21 protein-coding genes are annotated in these 18,874 nt (G+C 72.3%); 12 read left to right on the top strand and 9 right to left on the bottom strand.

Annotated features, from left to right (window positions below):
* Nucleotides 1–423: 423 nt before the first annotated feature.
* Genes GT030_RS32900 through GT030_RS32885 form a run of 4 tightly spaced genes read left to right on the top strand, consistent with a single transcriptional unit; the run spans nucleotide 424 to nucleotide 2,575 of the window.
* Nucleotides 424–1,317 (top strand): DMT family transporter, encoded by an 894-nt coding sequence (locus GT030_RS32900; RefSeq protein ID WP_161204198.1) that lies wholly within the window; start codon nucleotides 424–426, stop codon nucleotides 1,315–1,317.
* Between the two features lie 17 nt (nucleotides 1,318–1,334).
* Nucleotides 1,335–1,850: an NUDIX domain-containing protein gene (locus GT030_RS32895; protein WP_161204197.1), complete on the top strand. Its 516-nt coding sequence runs from the start codon at nucleotides 1,335–1,337 to the stop codon at nucleotides 1,848–1,850.
* A 21-nt stretch (nucleotides 1,851–1,871) separates the two neighbouring features.
* Complete coding sequence (locus GT030_RS32890; protein ID WP_161204196.1) at nucleotides 1,872–2,264, top strand: DUF202 domain-containing protein; 393 nt, start codon at nucleotides 1,872–1,874, stop codon at nucleotides 2,262–2,264.
* Complete coding sequence (locus GT030_RS32885) at nucleotides 2,261–2,575, top strand: DUF202 domain-containing protein (RefSeq protein WP_161204195.1); 315 nt, start codon at nucleotides 2,261–2,263, stop codon at nucleotides 2,573–2,575. The genes GT030_RS32890 and GT030_RS32885 overlap by 4 nt, the downstream gene beginning before the upstream one ends.
* A gap of 100 nt (nucleotides 2,576–2,675) precedes the next feature.
* Here the strand turns inward: GT030_RS32885 and GT030_RS32880 are convergent, their stop codons facing one another.
* Nucleotides 2,676–3,614 carry an NADP-dependent oxidoreductase gene (locus GT030_RS32880; RefSeq protein WP_161204194.1) on the bottom strand — a complete coding sequence of 313 codons (939 nt, stop codon included), beginning with the start codon at nucleotides 3,612–3,614 and terminating at the stop codon, nucleotides 2,676–2,678.
* 254 nt (nucleotides 3,615–3,868) lie between these two features.
* Between GT030_RS32880 and GT030_RS32875 the strand changes: the two genes are divergently transcribed.
* Both GT030_RS32875 and GT030_RS32870 read left to right on the top strand, forming a co-directional pair.
* Complete coding sequence (locus tag GT030_RS32875) at nucleotides 3,869–4,891, top strand: phosphotransferase family protein (protein ID WP_161204193.1); 1,023 nt, start codon at nucleotides 3,869–3,871, stop codon at nucleotides 4,889–4,891.
* Between the two features lie 5 nt (nucleotides 4,892–4,896).
* Nucleotides 4,897–6,111 (top strand): acyl-CoA dehydrogenase, encoded by a 1,215-nt coding sequence (locus GT030_RS32870; RefSeq protein ID WP_161204192.1) that lies wholly within the window; start codon nucleotides 4,897–4,899, stop codon nucleotides 6,109–6,111.
* Nucleotides 6,112–6,167: 56 nt separating this feature from the next.
* Here the strand turns inward: GT030_RS32870 and GT030_RS32865 are convergent, their stop codons facing one another.
* The gene (locus tag GT030_RS32865; protein ID WP_161204191.1) at nucleotides 6,168–6,761 is read right to left on the bottom strand and encodes a TetR/AcrR family transcriptional regulator; all 594 of its coding nucleotides are present in this window, start codon (nucleotides 6,759–6,761) and stop codon (nucleotides 6,168–6,170) included.
* Nucleotides 6,762–6,858: 97 nt separating this feature from the next.
* The gene (locus tag GT030_RS32860) at nucleotides 6,859–7,632 is read right to left on the bottom strand and encodes an SDR family oxidoreductase (protein WP_161204200.1); all 774 of its coding nucleotides are present in this window, start codon (nucleotides 7,630–7,632) and stop codon (nucleotides 6,859–6,861) included.
* Nucleotides 7,633–7,814: 182 nt separating this feature from the next.
* On the opposite strand from GT030_RS32860, the gene GT030_RS32855 reads away from it, so the two are divergent.
* Nucleotides 7,815–9,056, top strand: coding sequence for a DUF1343 domain-containing protein (locus tag GT030_RS32855; protein WP_161204190.1), 1,242 nt, complete (start codon nucleotides 7,815–7,817; stop codon nucleotides 9,054–9,056).
* 41 nt (nucleotides 9,057–9,097) lie between these two features.
* On the opposite strand, the gene GT030_RS32850 is transcribed toward GT030_RS32855, so the two are convergent.
* Nucleotides 9,098–11,890, bottom strand: coding sequence for a penicillin acylase family protein (locus tag GT030_RS32850; RefSeq protein WP_161204189.1), 2,793 nt, complete (start codon nucleotides 11,888–11,890; stop codon nucleotides 9,098–9,100).
* 256 nt (nucleotides 11,891–12,146) lie between these two features.
* On the opposite strand from GT030_RS32850, the gene GT030_RS32845 reads away from it, so the two are divergent.
* Both GT030_RS32845 and GT030_RS32840 read left to right on the top strand, forming a co-directional pair.
* Entirely contained in the window at nucleotides 12,147–12,749 is a 603-nt protein-coding gene (locus GT030_RS32845) for a hypothetical protein (RefSeq protein WP_161204188.1), read from the top strand.
* Nucleotides 12,750–12,771: 22 nt separating this feature from the next.
* Nucleotides 12,772–13,494 (top strand): 3-keto-5-aminohexanoate cleavage protein, encoded by a 723-nt coding sequence (locus tag GT030_RS32840; RefSeq protein WP_161204187.1) that lies wholly within the window; start codon nucleotides 12,772–12,774, stop codon nucleotides 13,492–13,494.
* Here the strand turns inward: GT030_RS32840 and GT030_RS32835 are convergent.
* The gene (locus GT030_RS32835) at nucleotides 13,479–14,201 is read right to left on the bottom strand and encodes a hypothetical protein (RefSeq protein ID WP_161204186.1); all 723 of its coding nucleotides are present in this window, start codon (nucleotides 14,199–14,201) and stop codon (nucleotides 13,479–13,481) included. The two genes, GT030_RS32840 and GT030_RS32835, sit on opposite strands and share 16 nt — an antisense overlap.
* Nucleotides 14,188–14,664, bottom strand: coding sequence for a redox-sensitive transcriptional activator SoxR (gene soxR, locus GT030_RS32830; RefSeq protein WP_161204185.1), 477 nt, complete (start codon nucleotides 14,662–14,664; stop codon nucleotides 14,188–14,190). The genes GT030_RS32835 and soxR overlap by 14 nt, the downstream gene beginning before the upstream one ends.
* Before the next feature lie 106 nt (nucleotides 14,665–14,770).
* On the opposite strand from soxR, the gene GT030_RS32825 reads away from it, so the two are divergent.
* Nucleotides 14,771–15,232 carry a MaoC family dehydratase gene (locus GT030_RS32825; protein ID WP_161204184.1) on the top strand — a complete coding sequence of 154 codons (462 nt, stop codon included), beginning with the start codon at nucleotides 14,771–14,773 and terminating at the stop codon, nucleotides 15,230–15,232.
* Nucleotides 15,233–15,254: 22 nt separating this feature from the next.
* Here GT030_RS32825 and GT030_RS32820 read toward each other — a convergent pair whose 3' ends face one another.
* The 3 genes from GT030_RS32820 to GT030_RS32810 all read right to left on the bottom strand — a co-directional run bounded on the left by GT030_RS32820 (nucleotide 15,255) and on the right by GT030_RS32810 (nucleotide 17,476).
* Nucleotides 15,255–15,878 (bottom strand): TetR/AcrR family transcriptional regulator, encoded by a 624-nt coding sequence (locus GT030_RS32820; protein ID WP_161204183.1) that lies wholly within the window; start codon nucleotides 15,876–15,878, stop codon nucleotides 15,255–15,257.
* 58 nt (nucleotides 15,879–15,936) lie between these two features.
* Nucleotides 15,937–16,245, bottom strand: coding sequence for a YiaA/YiaB family inner membrane protein (locus GT030_RS32815; protein WP_030812545.1), 309 nt, complete (start codon nucleotides 16,243–16,245; stop codon nucleotides 15,937–15,939).
* 76 nt (nucleotides 16,246–16,321) lie between these two features.
* Nucleotides 16,322–17,476 carry an acyl-CoA dehydrogenase family protein gene (locus tag GT030_RS32810; protein WP_161204199.1) on the bottom strand — a complete coding sequence of 385 codons (1,155 nt, stop codon included), beginning with the start codon at nucleotides 17,474–17,476 and terminating at the stop codon, nucleotides 16,322–16,324.
* A gap of 106 nt (nucleotides 17,477–17,582) precedes the next feature.
* Between GT030_RS32810 and GT030_RS32805 the strand changes: the two genes are divergently transcribed.
* The gene (locus GT030_RS32805) at nucleotides 17,583–18,224 is read left to right on the top strand and encodes a TetR/AcrR family transcriptional regulator (RefSeq protein WP_161204182.1); all 642 of its coding nucleotides are present in this window, start codon (nucleotides 17,583–17,585) and stop codon (nucleotides 18,222–18,224) included.
* Between the two features lie 40 nt (nucleotides 18,225–18,264).
* The coding region (locus tag GT030_RS32800) for a helix-turn-helix domain-containing protein (RefSeq protein ID WP_161204181.1) at nucleotides 18,265–18,874 on the top strand (610 nt) is incomplete at its 3' end.

Below are 18,874 nucleotides of genomic sequence, written 5' to 3'. Positions count from 1 at the left end.
AAGGTGCCGGAGTGCTCCGGGGCGAGGCCGCCGGGCGGGTCCGAGGGGGCCCGGTCTGTGACGGGCGGGGGCGGGGTCAGGGGCACCGCGGGACTTCCTGTTTTTCGGGCTGCCATCGGCCGATCACTCACAGCAAACTCCCCGCCTAGGTTTGCGTCAAGCGGAATCGAAGTGTTGCTCCGTCCAACCACGGCGGCTGCAGAGGGACTTGAGGCACAGGTGCCCTGGTCGGCGTCGGTCAGTCCGGTCCGGGGACGGCGGGTGTGGCGTACGCCATGGCGCCGGGGGGCGGGGAGACGGAACATGACGGGGCGGTTCCCCCGAAACGTGTCCGGTTCCGGGCACTCTCCACAGTCCCGGCCTTGCGGGACGCTACAGTCGGCCTACGCAACCGTGGCCCGGCCGATGATCGAGGTACGCAGCGTGTCCGTTCTGGTTCTCCTCCTCGCCGTGAGTGCCGCGGCGTGCCTGGGGTTCGGGTTCGTGCTTCAGCAGAACGTCGCGCGTGAGGCGCCCCCGAGCGACTTCCTGTCCTTCCGACTGTTGCTGGACCTGATGCGGGTGCCGCGCTGGCTGGGCGGTACCGCGCTGATGGTGGCCGGCATGGCGCTGGGCGCGGTGGCACTCGGCAACGGTGAGATCTCACTGGTGGAGCCGCTGCTCGCCACCAACCTGCTGTTCGCGCTCGCCCTGTCCCGCCGCCAGACCGGCCAGCCGGTGGGCCGGCAGGGCTGGGCGGGGCTGGTGCTGCTGGCGGGCGGGGTGAGCACGTTCATCCTGGCCGGCCGGCCGCGCGGCGGCACCGCCGTCACCGATCCGGTGCGGCACTGGCTGATCCTCGGCGTGATGGTGGGGGTGGCGCTGGCGCTGGCCGGCTGGGCGAAACGCTCGCGGACCACGTGGAGCCCGGTGCTGCTGGCGACGGCCGCCGGGCTCCTCTACGGCGTGCAGGACGCGCTGACCCGCGTGAGCAGCATCCGCTTCCGCGAGGGCGGCCTCACCGAACTCTTCACCGGCGGGCATCCGTACGCGGTGCTGGCGCTCGGGGTGACCGGGCTGCTGCTGGTGCAGAGCGCGTTCGAGACGGCGCCCCTGCGCATGTCGCTGCCCGCGCTGACCGCCGCCCAGCCCCTCGCGGGCATCCTGTGCGGCGTCGGCTTCCTCGGCGACCGGCTGCACACCGACACCGGGGCGCTGGCCTGGGAGGCGGCCGGACTCGCGGCGATCGTCGGGGGCATCGTGCTGCTGGGGATGCACCCGGCGATGCCGTGCGGCACGGCCGAGGAGCGGCCGGTACGGGATCTGCAGCGCAACTGAGCTGCTTGGATGGCGGGATGAACCCCGCCGACGAGATCCTCGACATCGTGGACGAGCAGGACCGTGTCGTCACTCAAGCCCCGCGCGGCGAGGCGTACGCCAGGGGGCTGCGCCACCGCTGCGTCTTCATCCAGGTCCGCGACGCCGAGGGCCGCCTGTTCGTACACCGGCGCACCGCCACCAAGCTGGTCTTCCCCGCGCTGTACGACCTCTTCGTGGGCGGGGTGGTCGGCGCGGGCGAGTCCTACGACGAGGCGGCGCTGCGCGAGGCGGAGGAGGAGCTGGGGGTGAGCGGGCTGCCCGAGCCGGCGTACCTCTTCAAGTTCCTCTATGAGGACGAGGCCGGGCACGGCTGGTGGTCGGCGGTGTACGAGGTCCGCTGCGACCTGCCGGTGCGCCCGCAGGTGGAGGAGGTGCAGTGGCACGCCTTCCTCACCGACGAGGAGGTCGCCGCGCGGCTCGGCCAGTGGGAGTGGGTGCCGGACGGGCTGGCCGCGCACGAGCGGCTGAGGGCGTTCCGGGCGGCCGGGTGACGCGCCGGTAGGGTCCGGCGTGTGAGCGAATTCGTACGCAACGTCCGGCTCTGGCTCGAACCCGAGCGGGTGCGGGACCAGGGCACCACCCCCGACTACCGGTTCTCGCTGGCCAACGAGCGGACCTTCCTGGCCTGGCTGCGGACCGCGCTGGCCCTGATCGGCGGCGGTTTCGCGGTGGACCAGTTCCTGCCGCACCTGCGCTGGGCGTGGCGGGTGGCGCTGGCGCTGGCGTTGCTGGGCGCGGGGGTGCTGTGCGCGCTGCGGGCGGTGCACCACTGGGTGCGCTGCGAGCAGGCGATGCGGCGGGGCGAGGACCTGCCGGTGTCCCGGTTCCCGGCGGTGCTGAGTTTGCTGGTGGCGGTGGTCGCCGTGGTGATGGTCGTGGTGGTGCTGGCCGGATGGGCGGGATGACCGCTCCGGCCCGCGACGCGGGGCTCCAGCCGCAGCGCACCCGGCTGGCGTGGCGGCGTACCACCCTGTCGGGCACGGTGACCGCGGTGCTGGCGATACGGGCGTCGGTCCGCGCGGCCGGCCCGGCGACCGGGGCGGTGCTGGTCCTGCTGTGCTGTGTGTGCTGGCTGGCCTTCCTCGCCCTGGCCCACCTGCGCATCCGCACCCTGGCGGCGAGCCCGGTACCGCCCACGCTCACCCCGCGCATGGCATGGGCGGCTACGGGGTGCGCGGTGGCGCTGGCGCTGTGCGCGGGGGTGCTGGTGAGCTAGGGCCTGTCCGGCGGATCATGGCGCGAACGCGGGGTCCGGCACGCCCATCTGGGTCGATCGGCACCGCTGCTTCCCCGCCCCCTGGTCCACCGGACAGGCCCTAGCCGTCGGCTCCGGAGACCGTCACGACGATCTTGCCCCGGGTGCGGCCCTCCTGGCTGAGGCGCTGGGCGTCGGCGGTCTGCTCCAGGGGGAAGGCCTTGTCGACGTGGACGGAGACGGCACCCTGGTCGGCCAGCTGGGAGAGCTTGGCGAGGTCCTCGGCGTCGGGGCGGACGAACCAGTAGCGGCCGCCGTACTCGGTGACCTCCGGGTCGGCGATGGAGGCGAGGCGGCCGCCGGGGGCGAGGAGCTGGGCCGAGACCTTCAGGGTCTCGCCGCCGACGGTGTCGAGGACCGCGTCCACGCCCTCGGGCGCGATGCCGCGTACGCGGTCGGCCAGGCCCTCGCCGTACGTGACCGGTTCGCCGCCGAGACCGCGTACATAGGCGTGGTTGCGTTCGCTGGCGGTGCCGATGACGTAGGCGCCGAGATGGACGGCGATCTGCACACCGAGGGAGCCGACCCCGCCGGCGGCCGCGTGGATGAGCACGGTCTCGCCGCGCTTGACCTCGAGGACCTTCACGAGGACCTGGTAGGCGGTCAGGCCCACCAATGGCAGTCCGGCGGCCTCCTCGAAGGAGAACGCGGCGGGCTTGCGGGCGAGGGTGCGCACCGGGGCGGCGACGTACTCGGCGAAGGTACCGAGCGAGAGCAGGTCCTCGCGGACGTACCCCATCACCTCGTCCCCCTCCTCGTACTCGGCGACGGAGGCGCCGGGGCGGACCACGACCCCGCTGACGTCCCAGCCGGTGATCACAGGAAAGACGGTGTTGAGGACCGGGTCGAGGTGCCCCTCGCGGCACTTCCAGTCGACCGGGTTGACCGCGGCCGCGCGCACCCGGACCAGCACCTCGTCGGGGCCCACCTTGGGCTCGGGGAGCTCGCCGTACTCCAGCACTTCGGGGCCGCCGTAGCGGCGGTAGCTGATGGCCTTCATGATCTGGACCCTCCAGGGCGTTCACCCGCCGCGCAACCCCGGTATCCCGATACGGGCGGTTCACGGCGTTCGCACATAGCCTGTCCGTCGTCACCGCCTCCGTCCACCGAGCCTCCGTGACCACGCCGGACACACGCCGGGCGGCGTGTGTCCGGTCACGTCGGCGCAGGCTTTAGGGTGCACACACTGGACGGCATACCGACCGGTCGGCATCATGTGACGCGTTCCTGTTCACCCGTTCGTAGGAGTGATGTATGAGCGCCGACCACCCGCCCGGACTCGATCTCGACCGGCTGCGCGCGCTGCTCGACCGTGAGCGGCCCGGCCTGGTGACCGGTCCGCTGACCGGCAGGCTGATCGAGGGCGGACGGTCGAACCTCACCTACGCCGTCACCGACGGCACCTCCCGCTGGGTCGTCCGGCGCCCGCCGCTGGGCCACGTCCTGGCCACCGCGCACGACATGCGCCGCGAGCACCGGGTGATCAGCGCCCTGCACCCCACCCGCGTGCCGGTCCCCCGGCCGGTGCTGCTGTGCGAGGACGACGAGGTGCTGGGCGCCCCGTTCTACGTGATGGAGTTCGTCGAGGGCACCCCCTACCGCACGGCGGACCAGCTCGCCCCGCTCGGTGCGGAGCGCACCCGGAACGCGGTGCTGTCACTGGTGGACACCCTCGTCGAGCTGCACGCGGTGGACCCCGCCGAGGTGGGCCTCGCCGACTTCGGCCGTCCCGAGGGCTTCCTGGACCGCCAGCTCCGCCGCTGGGGCAAGCAGCTCGACGCCTCCCGCAACCGGGAGCTGGCGGGCGTCGACGAGCTGCACGCGGCCCTCGGCCGCTCGCTGCCCACCTCTCCGGCGCCGGCCGTGGTGCACGGCGACTACCGCCTGGACAACGTGCTGATCGGCGAGGGCGACCGGATCGAGGCCATCCTCGACTGGGAGATGTCGACCCTGGGCGACCCGCTCACCGACCTCGGCCTGCTGGTGATGTACAGCCAGCCGCTCGGAATGGCCCACTCCCCCGTCTCCACCACCGCCGAGGCCCCCGGCCACCCCACGCCCGCCGAGCTGGTCGAGCGGTACGCGGAGCGCTCCGGGCGCGATGTCTCGGACGTCAACTGGTACACCGCGTTCGCCTGGTTCAAGCTCGCCGTGATCCTGGAGGGCATCCACTACCGGTACACCCTCGGCCAGACGGTGGGCGGCGGCTTCGACCGCATCGGGGACCTGGTGCCCGTCTTCATCGACCACGGACTGACCACGCTTCAGGAAGGCTAAAGCAGATGGACTTCGCGTTCGACGCGCGCACCGAGGAACTCCGCACCCGTCTCCTCGCCTTCATGGACGAGTACGTGTACCCGGCCGAGAAGACCGCCGAGGAGCAGCGGGCGCTGCTGGACTCCCCCTGGGACACCCCTGCGGTGGTGGAGGAGCTGAAGGCCGAGGCGCGGCGGCAGGGCCTGTGGAACCTCTTCCTGCCCGACGCCGAGTACGGTGCCGGGCTGACCAACCTCCAGTACGCCCCGCTGGCCGAGATCACCGGCCGGTCCCCGCAGTTGGCGCCGACCGCGCTGAACTGCGCGGCACCGGACACCGGGAACATGGAGGTGCTGGCGCAGTTCGGCACGGACGAGCAGAAGAAGCAGTGGCTGGAGCCGCTGCTGGCCGGGGAGATCCGCTCGGCGTTCGCCATGACCGAGCCGGAGGTGGCCTCCTCCGACGCCACCAACATCACCACGCACATCGAGCGGGACGGTGACGAATACGTCATCACGGGCCGCAAGTGGTACATCTCCGGGGCCATGAACCCGGACTGCAAGATCTTCATCGTGATGGGCAAGACCGACCCGGACGGCGAGGACCTCCGCCGTCAGCAGTCGATGGTGCTGGTCCCGCGGGACACGCCCGGTGTGACAGTGAAGCGGGCCATGCAGGTCTTCGGGTACGAGGACCACTCGCACGGCGGGCACGCGGAGGTCGTCTTCGACCACGCGCGCGTGCCGGTGGCCAACCTGGTGGGCGAGGAGGGCGGCGGCTTCGCCATCGCTCAGGCCCGGCTCGGTCCGGGGCGCATCCACCACTGCATGCGGCTGATCGGCATGGCCGAGCGGGCCATCGAGCTGATGTGCCGGCGGGCGGTGTCGCGTACCGCGTTCGGCAAGCCGCTGGCGCAGCAGGGGGTGGTGCAGAACTGGATCGCGGACGCGCGGGTGACGGTGGAGCAGCTCCGGCTGCTGGTGCTGAAGACGGCGTGGCTGATGGACACCGTCGGCAACCGGGGCGCGCACACCGAGATCCAGGCCATCAAGATCGCCACTCCGCGCGCGGTGGTGGAGATCCTGGACCGGGCGATCCAGTTGCACGGCGCGGGCGGGGTGAGCCAGGACTTCCCGCTGGCCGACCTGTACGCGGGTGCCCGCACGCTGATGCTGGCGGACGGTCCGGACGAGGTGCACCAGCGCTCGCTGGCCCGGCGTGAGCTGAAGAAGTACCTGTAAAGAAGCACCTGTCGCAAGGGGCGCCCGCGATCGCGGGCGCCCCTTGCGCGTTGCCGCTACGGGCGCAGGGCGCGCAGCAGGAGGTCGGCGAGGTGGTCGGCGACCTCCTGCGGGGTGAGCGGGCCCTTGGGGCGGTACCAGGTGGAGAGGTGGTGGACCGAGCCGAAGTGGTAGTCCACGACGAGGTCGGCCGGGGTGGCGGTGGAGAACACGCCCTCGCGCTGGCCCTCCTCGATCAGCGCGCGGAACCGTTCGTGGTAGCGGCGGCGTTCGGCGCGGACCTGCTTGTTCTTCTCCGGGCTCAGGTGGTGCATCGAGCGGAAGAAGATCATCGCGTCGTCGAGGTTCTCGATGGTGGTGACGACGACGTCGGCGGCCGCGTCCCGCACCCGCTTCTCCACCGGCTCGTCGGCGTCCGCGAAGGCGTCCAGGCGCTCCTGCTGGAGGCGCAGCACGCGCGCGTAGACCTCGTGCAGGAGGTCGTCCTTGGAGCCGAAGTAGTGGTAGAGCGCGCCCTTGGTGACTCCGGCGGCCTCGACGATCTCCTGCACCGAGGTGCGGTCGTAGCCCTGGTCGGCGAAGAGGCGGGTCGCGGCGTCCAGCAGCCGCCGGGGGACGGGTGCGGCGTCTCCGTCCGTGTTCCTGGGCACTGCCGCCACCTGCCTTTCCGTCGGGTCGCCGACTGTCGTCACTGGGGCGGGAACGGTTCCCCGCCGGAGGATCTTCCCATCCCCCGGCGGGGCCGGGTCAGCGGGAGTCCTCCCAGGCGCGCTGGAGCCGGTTCATGCCGCCCAGCCACTTGTCCGGGTGGGCCGCGCGGGTCTGGTAGTACTCGGCCACCTCGGGATGCGGCAGGATCAGGAAGCGGTCCTCGGCCATGCCCGCGAACAGCGCGTCGGCGACCTCGGCCGGCTCGATCGCGGTCGGCTGGAGCACCAGGTCGCCGGCGCTGCCGGTGGCGGACAGCATGTCGGTGCGCACACCCTGCGGGCAGATCGCGTGCACCTTCACGCCCCGGTGGCGGTAGGTGAGGGACAGCCACTCGGCGAAGGCCAGCGCGCCGTGCTTGGTGACGCTGTAGGAGGGGGCGCCGATCATGGTGAGCAGTCCGGCGGCGGAGACGGTGGAGACGAACCGGCCGCCACCCCGCTCCAGCCAGCCGGGCAGCAGGTCGTGGGCGGCGCGGACGTGGGCCATCACATTGACGTCCCAGGACACCGCCCAGGAGCGCTCGTCCAGCGGGCCGCCGGGGGTGCCGTCCTCGAAGGCGACGCCCGCGTTGGCGCAGTACACGTCGATGGCGCCGCCGAGCGCCGCGCGGGCCTCGGCGACGATCCCGGAGGCGTCGCCGGGCACGGCGATGCCCCCGATCTCCTCGGCCACCGCCTTGGCCTTGTCGGCGTCGAGGTCGTTGACGACGACCCGGGCGCCCTCGGCGGCGAACCGGCGGGCGAGAGCCGCCCCGATCCCCCCGCCCGCCCCGGTGACGACGACTCCGGCGTCCTGCACGGCTTCCACCAGCGGCCTCCTTCGAGCTGTGGCTGTGCGCGGCGGTCCCGCCGCCGCGGCGCCAGACTAACCAGTCGGTATGCCGGAGGGAAGGGGAATCCCCGACGGCTCCCGGTCCGGTGCGTTCCCTGGCGGCCCGCCAGCCGCTAGCGTCCCCGTGGTCATGACACCCGCCGCGCTCACGGAGGTCCCGTATGACGCTGTCCAGACGGAGCATGCTCGCCACCACCGCAACGGCCGCCGTCGGGGCCGGGATCCCGGCCCCCGCCTCGGACGCCGGCGCCGGGCACCGGGTGCGCACCGGGTTCGAGCGGCTGGCCGCCGACGGCTACGCGCCGCTGGCCGGCCGGAAGGCCGGCATCGTCACCAACCCGACGGGCGTCACCCGTGACGTCCGGCACATCGTGGACGTGATGCACGCGGACGACCGGGTGCGGCTGACCGCCGTCTTCGGCCCCGAGCACGGTTTCAGGGGCACCGCCCAGGCGGGCGGCTCGGAGGGGCGCTACGACGACCCCGCGACGGGGCTGCCGGTGTACGACACGTATCTGAAGAGCGGCCAGGCGCTCGCCGACGTCTTCACCGCCTCCGGGGTGGACACCGTCGTCTTCGACATCCAGGACGCGGGCGCCCGCTTCTACACGTACATCTGGACGCTGTACGACTGCATGGAGGCGGCGGCGCTGGCGGGCAAGCGGTTCATGGTGCTGGACCGCCCGAACCCGGTGACCGGACGGGCCGCCCTGGGGCCGGTGCTGCACGAGGAGTTCGCCACGTTCGTCGGCCGGCGGCCGGTCGCGCAGGCGCACGGGATGACGGTGGCGGAGCTGGCCCGGCTGTTCAACGGGGAGTTCCTCGACAAGCCGGTGCCGCTGGAGACGGTGGCGATGACCGGCTGGCGGCGCGGGATGTTCTTCGGCGACTGCGGGCTGCCCTGGGTGCCGCCGAGCCCGAACATGCCGACCCCGGACACCGCCCTGGTGTACTCCGGGACCTGTCTGTTCGAGGGCACCAACCTCTCCGAGGGCCGGGGCACCACCCGCCCCTTCGAACTCCTCGGCGCGGAGGGCGTCGACGGGCGCTGGGCCCGGGAGGCGAACAAGGCGGGGCTGCCGGGGGTGCGGTTCCGGGAGGCGTACTTCGCGCCGACGTTCTCCAAGTTCCAGGGGAAGACGGTCGGCGGGGTGCAGCTCCATGTGCACGATCCGGCGGCCTTCGACCCGGTGCTGACCGGGGTGACGCTGCTGGTGACGGCACGGCGGGTGTGGGACGGGTTCGCCTGGCGGCCGGACAACTGGATCGACAAGCTGACCGGTTCGGAGCGGGTGCGCACGATGATCGACGCCGGGGCCGGGGCGGACGAGGTGGCGGCCGCCTGGCAGGCGGAGCTGACGGCGTTCCGCCGGGTGCGGGCGAAGTACCTGATGTACCGCTGAGCGCGGCGGCCCCCGTACCGGGAGCCGCCGCTCACGGGCCGTCAGCGGTGCGAGGTGTACTCCACGACCTGCTGGTAGGTCGGCCGGTTCTGCCAGCTGATGTTGCCGTGCTTGACGCCGCCCAGGGTGCGCTGCTGAATAGAGTCGGCGCACCACTGGTCCCCGGCGGAGCACAGGTCGTCGCCCGGGTAGACCTGGGCGGCGGTGAGCCCGGCGGCCTGCTTCAGCGTGCCGAGAAGGGCGTCCCGGCAGGCGGAGAGGCTGCCGTCGCCGCAGTACTTGCGGGAGAGACCGCCCGGTACGGGCTCACCGAGCACCGCTCGTATGTCCTTGTCGACATAGCTCCACCAGCCGTACTGGAACGAGCTTCCGGCGTGCGAGCCGGTCGGGCCGTGCCCGGCGGAGGGTGCCTCGTCCACCGGGAGGTTGGCGGTGAAGGCGCCGTACAGGCTGCTGCCGAGGCCGGGTTCGAACTCGGCCTTCACCAGCAGGGGCCACCAGGCGTCCAGGAGGCGGATCGCGTCGGAGTCGGCGTACTTCTTCGACCCCGCCGACGTCTCGGTGCGCCTGGCACCCGCGTCCAGCCATGTCTGGAGCTTGGTCGCGGCCGCCGCTGCCGCCGGGTCGGTCACCGGCGCCGAGTTGACGACCTTGAGCAGCCCGGGCAGCACGTCCTCGGCGCGCAGGTCGGCCAGGGCCGCGTCCGCCATGGCCTGGACCAGCTTGGTCCGGGTGACCCCGCCCTGCGCGACCAGCTTGCTCACCCGGTCGTCGAGGAGGTCGCCCCGGTGCACCGGGCCCTCGCCCCAGGGCGCGGCGGTGTACGCCTCGGCCTGCTTGTTGTTCCAGGAGATGTAGTAGTCCTGGTCGATGGAGTTGGGGTGTTCGCTCGCCGGGGTGTAGTCGGCGGTGTTGGCGGCCGGGTCCCAGTTCCGCCACTCGTAGGCCGGCTCGGCCCACACCGGGAACTCGGCGTCGACACCGGCCGCGCGGACCGGGTTGTCGCCGCTGTTGTAGTACGCGGTGTGCGCGGAGTCGGCGTAGAACCAGTTGAAGGTGAAGTTGATGTGCTGGGCCGCCTTCTGGAAGTCCTCGGGGCCCTTCACATAGCCGGGGTCGTTGAGCATCTGGAAGCCGATGATGGAGTCGGCCTCGTGCAGGTAGGAGGAGCGCAGGGTGGTGTAGGCGACCTTCTTCCCGCCGACGGTCGCCCGGTACTGCACGGGCCCGTACTTGGTCCGCCACACGCGCATGGCGTACGAACCGGCGGCGGTGCCGTCGGCCACGGTGGGCTTCCAGGCGTTCTTCCGCTCGACCTGCTCCATCGCGGTGCAGGTGCCCCGGTAGAGGTAGTGGTGGTCGTCCTGGCACAGCTCGACGGCGTAGGTGTCGATGATGTCCTGGCCGGAGGTGGTGGCGCTCCAGGAGTAGTCCTGGCCGCGTCCGAGTTCTACGTACATGCTCAGGCCCGCGAAGGAGGCGCCGCGGGCGCTGATGCCGGGGCCCTGGATCTCCTGGAGCATCAGGAGCTGCGGGGCGAAGTAGCCGGTCTGCGGGCCGAAGACGGCGACGGGGTGGCCACTGGCGGTGTGCTTGCCGCTGACCACGAGGGCGTTGGACATGCCGCGCCGGGCGGAGCTGAGGGTGTCCTTGGCGGCGGCGGTGGAGGAACTCCTGGCGCTCGCGGTGCCCGCGCTGCCGGTGCGGTCGTAGACCAGCGGCTCCTGGGTGACCGAGCCGGCGTCGGGCAGGGCCCGGCCGCGGGGGCTGTCGGGGCGGGTGGCGTAGGGGAAACGCTGTCCGTAGTGGAGGGTGAGGACGGCCTCGGGGTCGTTGCGCATCCGGAAGGACTCCCAGACGCGGGTGCCCTCCTCGACGCCGTACTTGGACTGGGCGGCGATCAGCGAGAGGGCGTTGTTCACCTCGCCGCCCCCGCCGGAGCCGAACAGCGTGCCGACCACCGAGGCGAGCGCCACCAGGTCGGTCACCTTGAAGTGGTCGATGGTGCCGGCGTTGGTGATGGAGTCCTTGTGGCCGGTGAGGACGTACTCGCCGGGGAAGTAACGGCCGCTGTCGGAGGCGTCGATGTAGGCGTTGATGCCGTCCAGGTAGGCGGTGACGTCGGCGAGGGCCTGCTGTCCGCGCTCGCCGTTACGGGCCACGGCGCCGTCGATCTGGGCCTGGAGGTCGGCCTCGGTGTAGGGCGCCTGGCGGTAGAACTCCTGCTCCAGGCCCTGGTTGGCGGGGGCGCCGCCGGCGAAGCCGGTCAACTGGCCCCGGCCCACGTGCCGGAACACGTCCATCAGCCACAGCCGGTCCTGCCCGGCCGCGTAACCGGCGCCGAACTCGGTGCCGTAGCGGGTGGTGCCCGAGATGTGGGGCACACCGGTCTTCTTGTCCCGGACGATCGTGACGTCGGTGCGCCCGGCGGGCTTCTCGGTGGAGGCGACCTGGGCGGCGGGGACGCCGAAGGAGGCGTCGTTGAAAAAGTTGTTGATCTTCGCGTCGGTCAGGCCGGGGTGGCCGGTGGCGAGATTCGCGTAGGGGCCGAGCTGGTCCTCGGCATGCGCCGGCTGGGTGCCGAAAGCCTGGTTGAGCAGGATCTGCGCCAGGGTGGCGTTGCCGTTCTCACCCGGCGGAAGGATGTCCGAACACTGGCCGGAACAGTAGTCGTTCGTCGCGGTGGGAGCGCTTGTGGCGGCCGCCGCCTGACCGAGCGGTGAAAGACAACCGGCGATCAGGACGCATATCGAGGCCGTCTTCAGGAACCCGGAGAGTGTGCGAGGAGTTCTGAGTCTGTCGGACAACACGTTACGTGGGGTGCGCCGTGGCATGGCAGCTCCTCCCGACGGGGGTGGGCCGGACGTTACCGCCGGTATCCCCGCGAAGAAAGGTGAACATGCGTCAAGTTCCGCGGCCGTTCGGGCCGGTGCCCGGCGGTCAACACGGAACGCGTTATGGGAGGGCATCGGAAATCGGATGGAGCCGGATCGGCCCGCGACACGTCTATCCGGCGACGTCGCGCGACAGCCGTACGGCGACGCCGAGGTGACCGGAGAGCGGACACAGGTGTGACGGAGGTGCAGGGCGATGGCCGGATTCCGAAGTCTGGCGAGACAGGTGCGCGATCCGCGATGCGATCTGGCGCTGCGGCGCTACTCACTGCGCAAGTGCCTGGAGCGGTTCGCTCCTTACGGGCACCGGGCGACCTGGGACCATCTGTGCGGGCGGGCCGGTTTCGGCCCGGAGGACCGCTCCCCCGACCCGGCGCGGCTCGTGGCCGCACTGGTTGAGCTGGAGCAGGCGCGCGCGGTGTGGCTGACCTACGAGGCCGATTTCGCGGAACGCCGGAAGAAGGAGAAGCACGACGGCCTGCGCAGGCCGGGCAGTGTCGACGACTGGCACCGGATGACCTGGGGCGGCTTCGGTGTCGCCTGGTGCGACGACCCGCGGCTGCACCCCCGTGAACCGCTGGCCGACGTACTGCACCGGATCATCAGCGCCCTGGAGCGCCGGCCGGGATCGGTGTGCCCGGTGTGCGACGGCGAGCGGCTGGTGTGGCGGTACGGCCTCGATCACGAGCCGTCGGCCGGGCCGGTGTGCGCGGACTGCGGCATCCTGGTGCCGCGTCCGGTGCTCACCGACGACGCGCTGGCCTCGGCGCGGCGGGAGCGGCTGCTGATGTCGGCCTGAGCCGGTGCGGCACCATGGTGCGGTGCAGGTCTGTCTGAACGGGAGCAGAACGGCGGCGGACGGCGCTCAAGTCCCGCTGACGCCGGAGGAGTTGGCGCGGTCGGCCGCGGAGGCGGTCACCGCCGGGGCCACGGAGGCGCATGTGCACCCCCGGACGCCGTGCGGGCGGGAGTCCCTGTCCGCACGCGTCGTCGGGCCCGTGGTGGCGGCACTGCGCGGGCTCGCCGGGGTGCCGGTCGGGGTGACCACCGGCGCCTGGGCCGAACCCGGTCCGGCCGCACTGCTGGAGCGGGTGCGCTCCTGGTCGGTGCTGCCCGATTTCGCGTCGGTCAACTGGCACGAGCCGGGCGCCGAGGAGCTTGCCGCGCTGCTGCTGAGGCGGGGCGTCGGGGTCGAGGCGGGCATCTGGTCCGGCACCGAGGGCGCGGCGCGCTTCGCTGTCTCCCCGCTCGGGCCGCGCGTGCTGCGGGTCCTGGCGGAGGTGACGGACACCGATCCGGCGACCGCCGAGGCGTCGGCGCACGCCCTGCTCGGCGAACTGGGCACGGCGCACGGCCGTCCCGTCCTGCTGCACGGCGAGGACGGCGGCGCGTGGCCGGTGTTGCGGCTGGCCGGACGGCTGGGGCTGGCGACTCGTATCGGCCTGGAGGACACGCTGTTCCTGCCGGGCGGTGAACGGGCCCTGTCCAACGCCCGGCTGGTGGCGGCGGGGCTGACGGAGTACGCGGCTCAGCGGGACCAGTAGGGGTCGTTCCAGCGGGCGTCGTACGGCAGCGCGAGGAGGGCGGTGCGGTCGGCGAGGCCGGTCAGCCCGAGGGGCCGGAGGCGGGCCGGGGCGTGCTCGCCCAGCCAGGTCTGGAGTTCCGCGCGAGCGTGGGGCTCGTCGTCCGGGCGCCACCAGGTGAAGGGCCAGCGGTCGGCGAGAAGATCGTCCGACCACCATTCCACGCAGTCCGCGAGATGCGCGTCGGCCTCGGGTCCGGCCTCCCACGCCGCCAGCAGCGGTGCCGCCTCACCCAGTACGGAGCAGCAGATCTCGAACACGTCCCGGACCGGGTAGGGCGGCTCGGCGGCGCCGAGCGCCTCTTGCCACCAGGCGCCGAAGAACGCCTCGACCGCTCGGGCCTGGCGGCCCGGCCAGGACCGCCAGTCCACCCGGCTCAGCCCGAGCGGCATCCACCCGGCGTCCTCCAGGGTGCCGTCGGCCATGGCGTGCGCACCCTGCGGCAGCAGGCGGCGCATCGCGGCGGCGTGGTCGGCGAAGTGCTGCGGCGACTTGTGCAGGAAGCGGTTCAGCAGCTCGGCCGGCAGGCGGGTGTGCGGGGTACGCAGGTACGCGGCGTCCTCGGCGGTGCAGCAGTGGCCGGCGCAGCCGAACTCGGCGCGGCTCGCCTCGCCGTTGAACACCACGTCGATCTCCGCCAGCGCGGCGGCGAGTTCAGGAGTGCGCACGCGGCCCCCGCTCCTCCCGCATCAGGCGGGACCCGGCCCCGCGCTCGCCGAACACGTCGTCCGGGTTGGACAGCACGCACGTGGCCAGGGAGAGGCAGCCGCAGCCGATGCAGTCGGTGAGGTGGTCGCGCAGCCGGTTGAGCTGGTCGATCCGGTCGTCCAGCTCCGAGCGCCACGCCTCGGAGAGCCGGGCCCAGTCCGCGCGGGTCGGGGTGCGCTCCTCGGGCAGCTCGGCGAGGGCCTCGCGGATGGTGGCGAGCGGGATGCCGACCCGCTGGGCGGCGCGTACGAAGGCGACCCGGCGCAGGGTGTCGCGGGTGTAGCGGCGCTGGTTGCCGGAGGTGCGGCGGCTGCTGATCAGGCCCTTGGACTCGTAGAAGTGCAGGGCGGAGACGGCAGCGCCGCTGCGCGCGGACAACTGGCCGACGGTCAGCTCGTGGATCTTCTCGGGAAGCTGGGGCACCGTCCCGAGCCTACCGACCCGCCGGACCGGACGAGCCGTTGACAGGCGCCGCCCACCCCACCATGCTAAGCAGTTGCTTAGACTTACGACGCGAGAGGCCGGGATCATGGCAGAACCGAGGACCTTCCACTCCCCCGACGAGCTGAAGGCGGCCGTGGGCGAGCAGCTCGGCCACACCGACTGGCTGGAGGTCGACCAGAAGCGGATCGACCTGTTCGCGGAGGCCACCGGGGACCACCAGTGGATTCACGTGGACCCGCAGAAGGCGGCCGCGGGCCCCTTCGGCACCACCATCGCGCACGGCTACCTCACCCTGTCCCTGCTCCCCCTGTTCGGGCCGCAGCTCATCGCGGTCGAGGGCGTGCGGATGGGCGTCAACTACGGCACCAACAAGGTCCGCTTCCCCGCCCCGGTGCCGGTCGGCTCCCGGCTGCGCTCCACCGCGGTGATCACCGGTGTGGAGGACGTGCCGGGCGGGGTGCAGGTGTCGATCGCCTTCACCGTGGAGCGTGAGGGCGGCGACAAGCCGGTGTGCGTGGCGGAGTCGGTGTCCCGCTACTACTTCTGACCCCGGAAGGCGGGCGTCGGGGTCAGTGGACCCCGACCATCCGCAGGACGAGGCCCGCGTACAGCTCACCGACCTGCTCGGGGGTGCGCGGGCCGTCCACGTTGAACCAGCGGGCCACGTCGATGCAGAGCGACAGGATGGCGAGGGTGGTGCCCTGCACGTCGGGTACGTCGAACTCGCCGGCCGCCACGCCGTCCTCGATGATCCCGCGCACCTCGGCGTCCACCTGGCGGCGCAGCGCGACGATCTCGGCGCGGGCGTCCGGGCCGAGCGCGTCCAGCTCGTACTGCACGACCCGGGCGGTGGTGCGGCGGCCGGCGTGCCAGCGGACGAAGGAGCTGACCCCGTCCGCGAGCCGCTCGGTGGCCGTGCCCTCGCCGCGCGCGGCGGTGCGCAGGATGTCGAGCGCCTTGTCGTGACCGATGCGGCTGATCCGGTGGAGCAGCTCTTCCTTGGTCTTGTAGTGGATGTAGAGCGCGGCCGGGCTCATCCCGGCGCGGCCCGCGATGTCGCGGGTGGTGGTGGCGTGGTAGCCGCGCTCGGCGAAGGCTTCCACGGCGGCGACGAGCAGCCGCCGGGCCGCGTCCGGGGTGACCTCGGCCCACGCGTCGGCCTCGCCGCCGACCGTCTCCTCCGCCGTACTCATCGCTCGCCCCTCCTCGGATGACAGGAGCACCACCATACCGCCGAAGGTGAGCGCTCGCTTAGCGAGACTGCTGCGGACCCGGCGTCTTGCGGTACGGGTCGTGGGAGGTGAGGAGTTCTTCCATGCGGGCCTGGTCGACTCTGCTGACGATCTCGCCGGCCTCCTGTCTGTCGCGGATCACCTTGGCGAGGGTGAAGGCGGAGGTGACGAGGTAGAGGACGGCGATGGCGAGGAAGCCGCGCACCCAGGCGTTGGCGTCCAGCCGGTAGATGCCGATCGCGGTGGCCGTCATGGCGACGGCGAAGGAGGCGACGGCCTGTCCGTAGAAGGCGGCCGTGCTCTGCTGCTTGACGGGTGTGTCGCTCATGGCACGAGTGTCGGCGGACGCGGCGCGGGCCACATCCGCCGAGGTACTCAGTACCCGTACTCAGAAGGGCGCGGCCTCAGAACGCGGAGACGCCCGTGAGCGCGCGGCCGATGAGGAGCTTCTGGATCTGGCTGGTGCCCTCGTACAGGGTCATCACGCGGGCGTCGCGCAGCAGCTTGCCCACCGGGTACTCGTCGATGTAGCCGTAACCCCCGAACACCTGAAGGGCGTTGGAGGCGGCGCGCACGGCGGCCTCGGAGGCGAACAGCTTGGCCTTGGAGGACTCCGTGGCGAACGGCTCGCCCCGGTCGATCAGGTCGGCCACCCGCCAGGTGAGCAGCCGGGCGGCGTCCACGTCCACGGCGATGTCGCTGATCAGCTCCTGCACCAACTGGTGCCGGGCGATGGAGGTGCCGAACTGCTCGCGCTCACCGGCGTACCGGACGGCCGCGTCCAGGGCGGCCTGGGCTATGCCGACGCAGCCCGCGGCGACCGACATCCGGCCCTTGGCGAGCGCGGACATGGCGACGGAGAAGCCCTTGCCCTCGGCGCCGACCATCGCGGAGGCGGGCACCCGCACGTCCTCCAGCACCAGTTCGGCGGTGGCCTGGCCGCGCAGGCCGAGCTTGCCGTGGATGGTGCGGCGGGTGAGGCCGGGGGTGTCGGTGGGGACGAGGAAGGCGGAGACACCCTTGTGACCGGGGGCGTCGGTGGAGCGGGCGAAGAGCAGCACCACGTCGGCCCAGGTGCCGTTGGTGATGAACATCTTGGTGCCGCTCAGCACGTAGTCTCCCCCACCGTCCCGGACGGCCCGCGTGGTGAGGTTACCCGCGTCCGAGCCGGTGCCGGGCTCGGTGAGGCCGAAGCAGCCGACCAGCTCGCCGGAGGTCAGGCCCGGCAGCCAGCGCCGCTTCTGCTCCTCGTCACCCCAGGCCGCGATGGACTTGGCGACCAGGCCGAGGGAGACGGAGACGATCCCGCGCACCGAGGAGTCGCCGCGCCCCAGTTCCTCGGTGACCAGGCAGTACGCGAGGTAGTCGCCCCCGGAGCCGCCGTACTCCTCGTCGATGGTCAGACCCAGGAAGCCGACCTCCCCGAGCTTCTTCACGATGCCCCGGTCGACCTCCTCGGCGCGGTCCCAGGCGGTGACGTGGGGGGCGATCTCGCGCTCCACGAAGTCACGGGCCAGTCGCCGTACGGCAGCCTGTTCCTCGCTCAGCCCCAGGTTCACCACGCGATCACCCCACACGGCCTCAGCGGGAACCCGTAAGGCCCTTGAAAGACGTACATTTAAATTAGCAGTGCTAGTTTCTGTTCGCAGCCCTACTATGTGCGCCATGGCCCGACCGCGCAAGCCCCTTCTCAGCACCGACCGGATCGTCGCGACGGCACGGGCCCTCGTGGACGCGGAGGGGCTCCAGGCCGTGTCCACCCGGCGGCTCGCCGCCGAACTCGGGGTGAGCGGGCCCTCGCTCTACAACCACTTCCGCACCAAGGACGAGATCCTGGAGGCGGTCGCCGACTCGGTGAGCGCGCAGGTCGACCTGTCGATGTTCGAGGACGGGCGGGACTGGCGGACCGCGCTGCACGACTGGGCCGTCTCCTACCGGTCCGCGCTGCGCGACCACCCCAACATCGTCCCGGTCCTCGCGCGCGGCCCCGGCCGCCGTCCGGCCGGGCTGCGGCTGGCGGACGCGGTCTACGGCGGGATGGTCGACGCGGGCTGGTCCCCGGCGCAGGCCACCTCGATCGGCGCGCTGATGCGGTACTTCGTCATGGGCTCCGCGCTCAGCTCCTTCGCGGGCGGTTTCGTGGACGACGCGAGCGCCTACGACCCCGCCGACTATCCCCACCTCGGGCAGGCCCACCTCCTCGCCGAGCAGCAGGAGAAGATCGACGAGCGGGCCTTCGAGGTGGGGCTGGCGGCGCTGCTGGCCGGTCTCGAGGTCCAGTACGGGGAGCCGGAGCACCGGCCATGATGCGGTGGGCGCCGAAGTGTCCGTGCCCCATGCTGAGCACATGACCGCCAGGGACTCGCGCGCCGCCGCCCTCGCCTCGCTCGCCGCGCTGCTCGCCGACGAGACGCGGGCCGGCTGTCTGCTGGCCCTGCTGGACGGGCGCGCGTGGACCGCCGGGGAACTCGCCCGGCACGTCCGGGTCGCGCCCTCGACACTCACCGGGCATCTGAACCGGCTGGTCGCGGGCGGCCTGCTCGCGACGGAACGCCAGGGGCGGCACCGCTACGTCCGGCTGGCCGACCCGCGCGCCGCGCAGCTCGTCGAGGATCTGGCGGCGCATCTGCCCCAGGAGGTGGTGGCCGACGTCCCGCGCACGCTGCGGGAGGTCCGTACCCGGTCCGCCCTGGCGCGCGGGCGCACCTGCTACGACCATCTCGCCGGCCGGCTGGGCATCGCGGTCACCGACGCGCTGACCTCGCGCGGGCTGCTGCGCCAGGACACCGGCTTCGCGCTGACCGACGAGGGTCTCGCCTGGTTCGGCGACGCGGGCATCACCGTCGACCGCTCCACCCGCCGGCCGCTGGCCCGCTCCTGCCTGGACTGGACGGAGCGGCGCCCGCACCTCGGGGGCGCGGCGGGCGCGGCACTGTGCCGGCACGCGCTGGACACCG

Source organism: Streptomyces sp. SID1328, assembly GCF_009865595.1.
In the GTDB taxonomy this organism is placed as follows: domain Bacteria; phylum Actinomycetota; class Actinomycetes; order Streptomycetales; family Streptomycetaceae; genus Streptomyces; species Streptomyces griseoluteus.
This window is presented reverse-complemented; position numbering and strand designations above follow the sequence as displayed.

Excerpts from the sequence above, each read along its gene's own strand:
- GT030_RS32825 (WP_161204184.1), top strand. The coding sequence starts at position 14,771 with ATGGCAGAACCGAGGACCTTCCACTCCCCCGACGAGCTGAAGGCGGCC.
- GT030_RS32805 (WP_161204182.1), top strand. The coding sequence starts at position 17,583 with ATGGCCCGACCGCGCAAGCCCCTTCTCAGCACCGACCGGATCGTCGCG.
- GT030_RS32855 (WP_161204190.1), top strand. The coding sequence starts at position 7,815 with ATGACGCTGTCCAGACGGAGCATGCTCGCCACCACCGCAACGGCCGCC.
- GT030_RS32895 (WP_161204197.1), top strand. The coding sequence starts at position 1,335 with ATGAACCCCGCCGACGAGATCCTCGACATCGTGGACGAGCAGGACCGT.
- GT030_RS32885 (WP_161204195.1), top strand. The coding sequence starts at position 2,261 with ATGACCGCTCCGGCCCGCGACGCGGGGCTCCAGCCGCAGCGCACCCGG.
- GT030_RS32875 (WP_161204193.1), top strand. The coding sequence starts at position 3,869 with ATGAGCGCCGACCACCCGCCCGGACTCGATCTCGACCGGCTGCGCGCG.
- GT030_RS32820 (WP_161204183.1), bottom strand. The coding sequence starts at position 15,878 with ATGAGTACGGCGGAGGAGACGGTCGGCGGCGAGGCCGACGCGTGGGCC.
- GT030_RS32845 (WP_161204188.1), top strand. The coding sequence starts at position 12,147 with ATGGCCGGATTCCGAAGTCTGGCGAGACAGGTGCGCGATCCGCGATGC.
- GT030_RS32850 (WP_161204189.1), bottom strand. The coding sequence starts at position 11,890 with ATGCCACGGCGCACCCCACGTAACGTGTTGTCCGACAGACTCAGAACT.
- GT030_RS32870 (WP_161204192.1), top strand. The coding sequence starts at position 4,897 with ATGGACTTCGCGTTCGACGCGCGCACCGAGGAACTCCGCACCCGTCTC.
- GT030_RS32815 (WP_030812545.1), bottom strand. The coding sequence starts at position 16,245 with ATGAGCGACACACCCGTCAAGCAGCAGAGCACGGCCGCCTTCTACGGA.
- GT030_RS32880 (WP_161204194.1), bottom strand. The coding sequence starts at position 3,614 with ATGAAGGCCATCAGCTACCGCCGCTACGGCGGCCCCGAAGTGCTGGAG.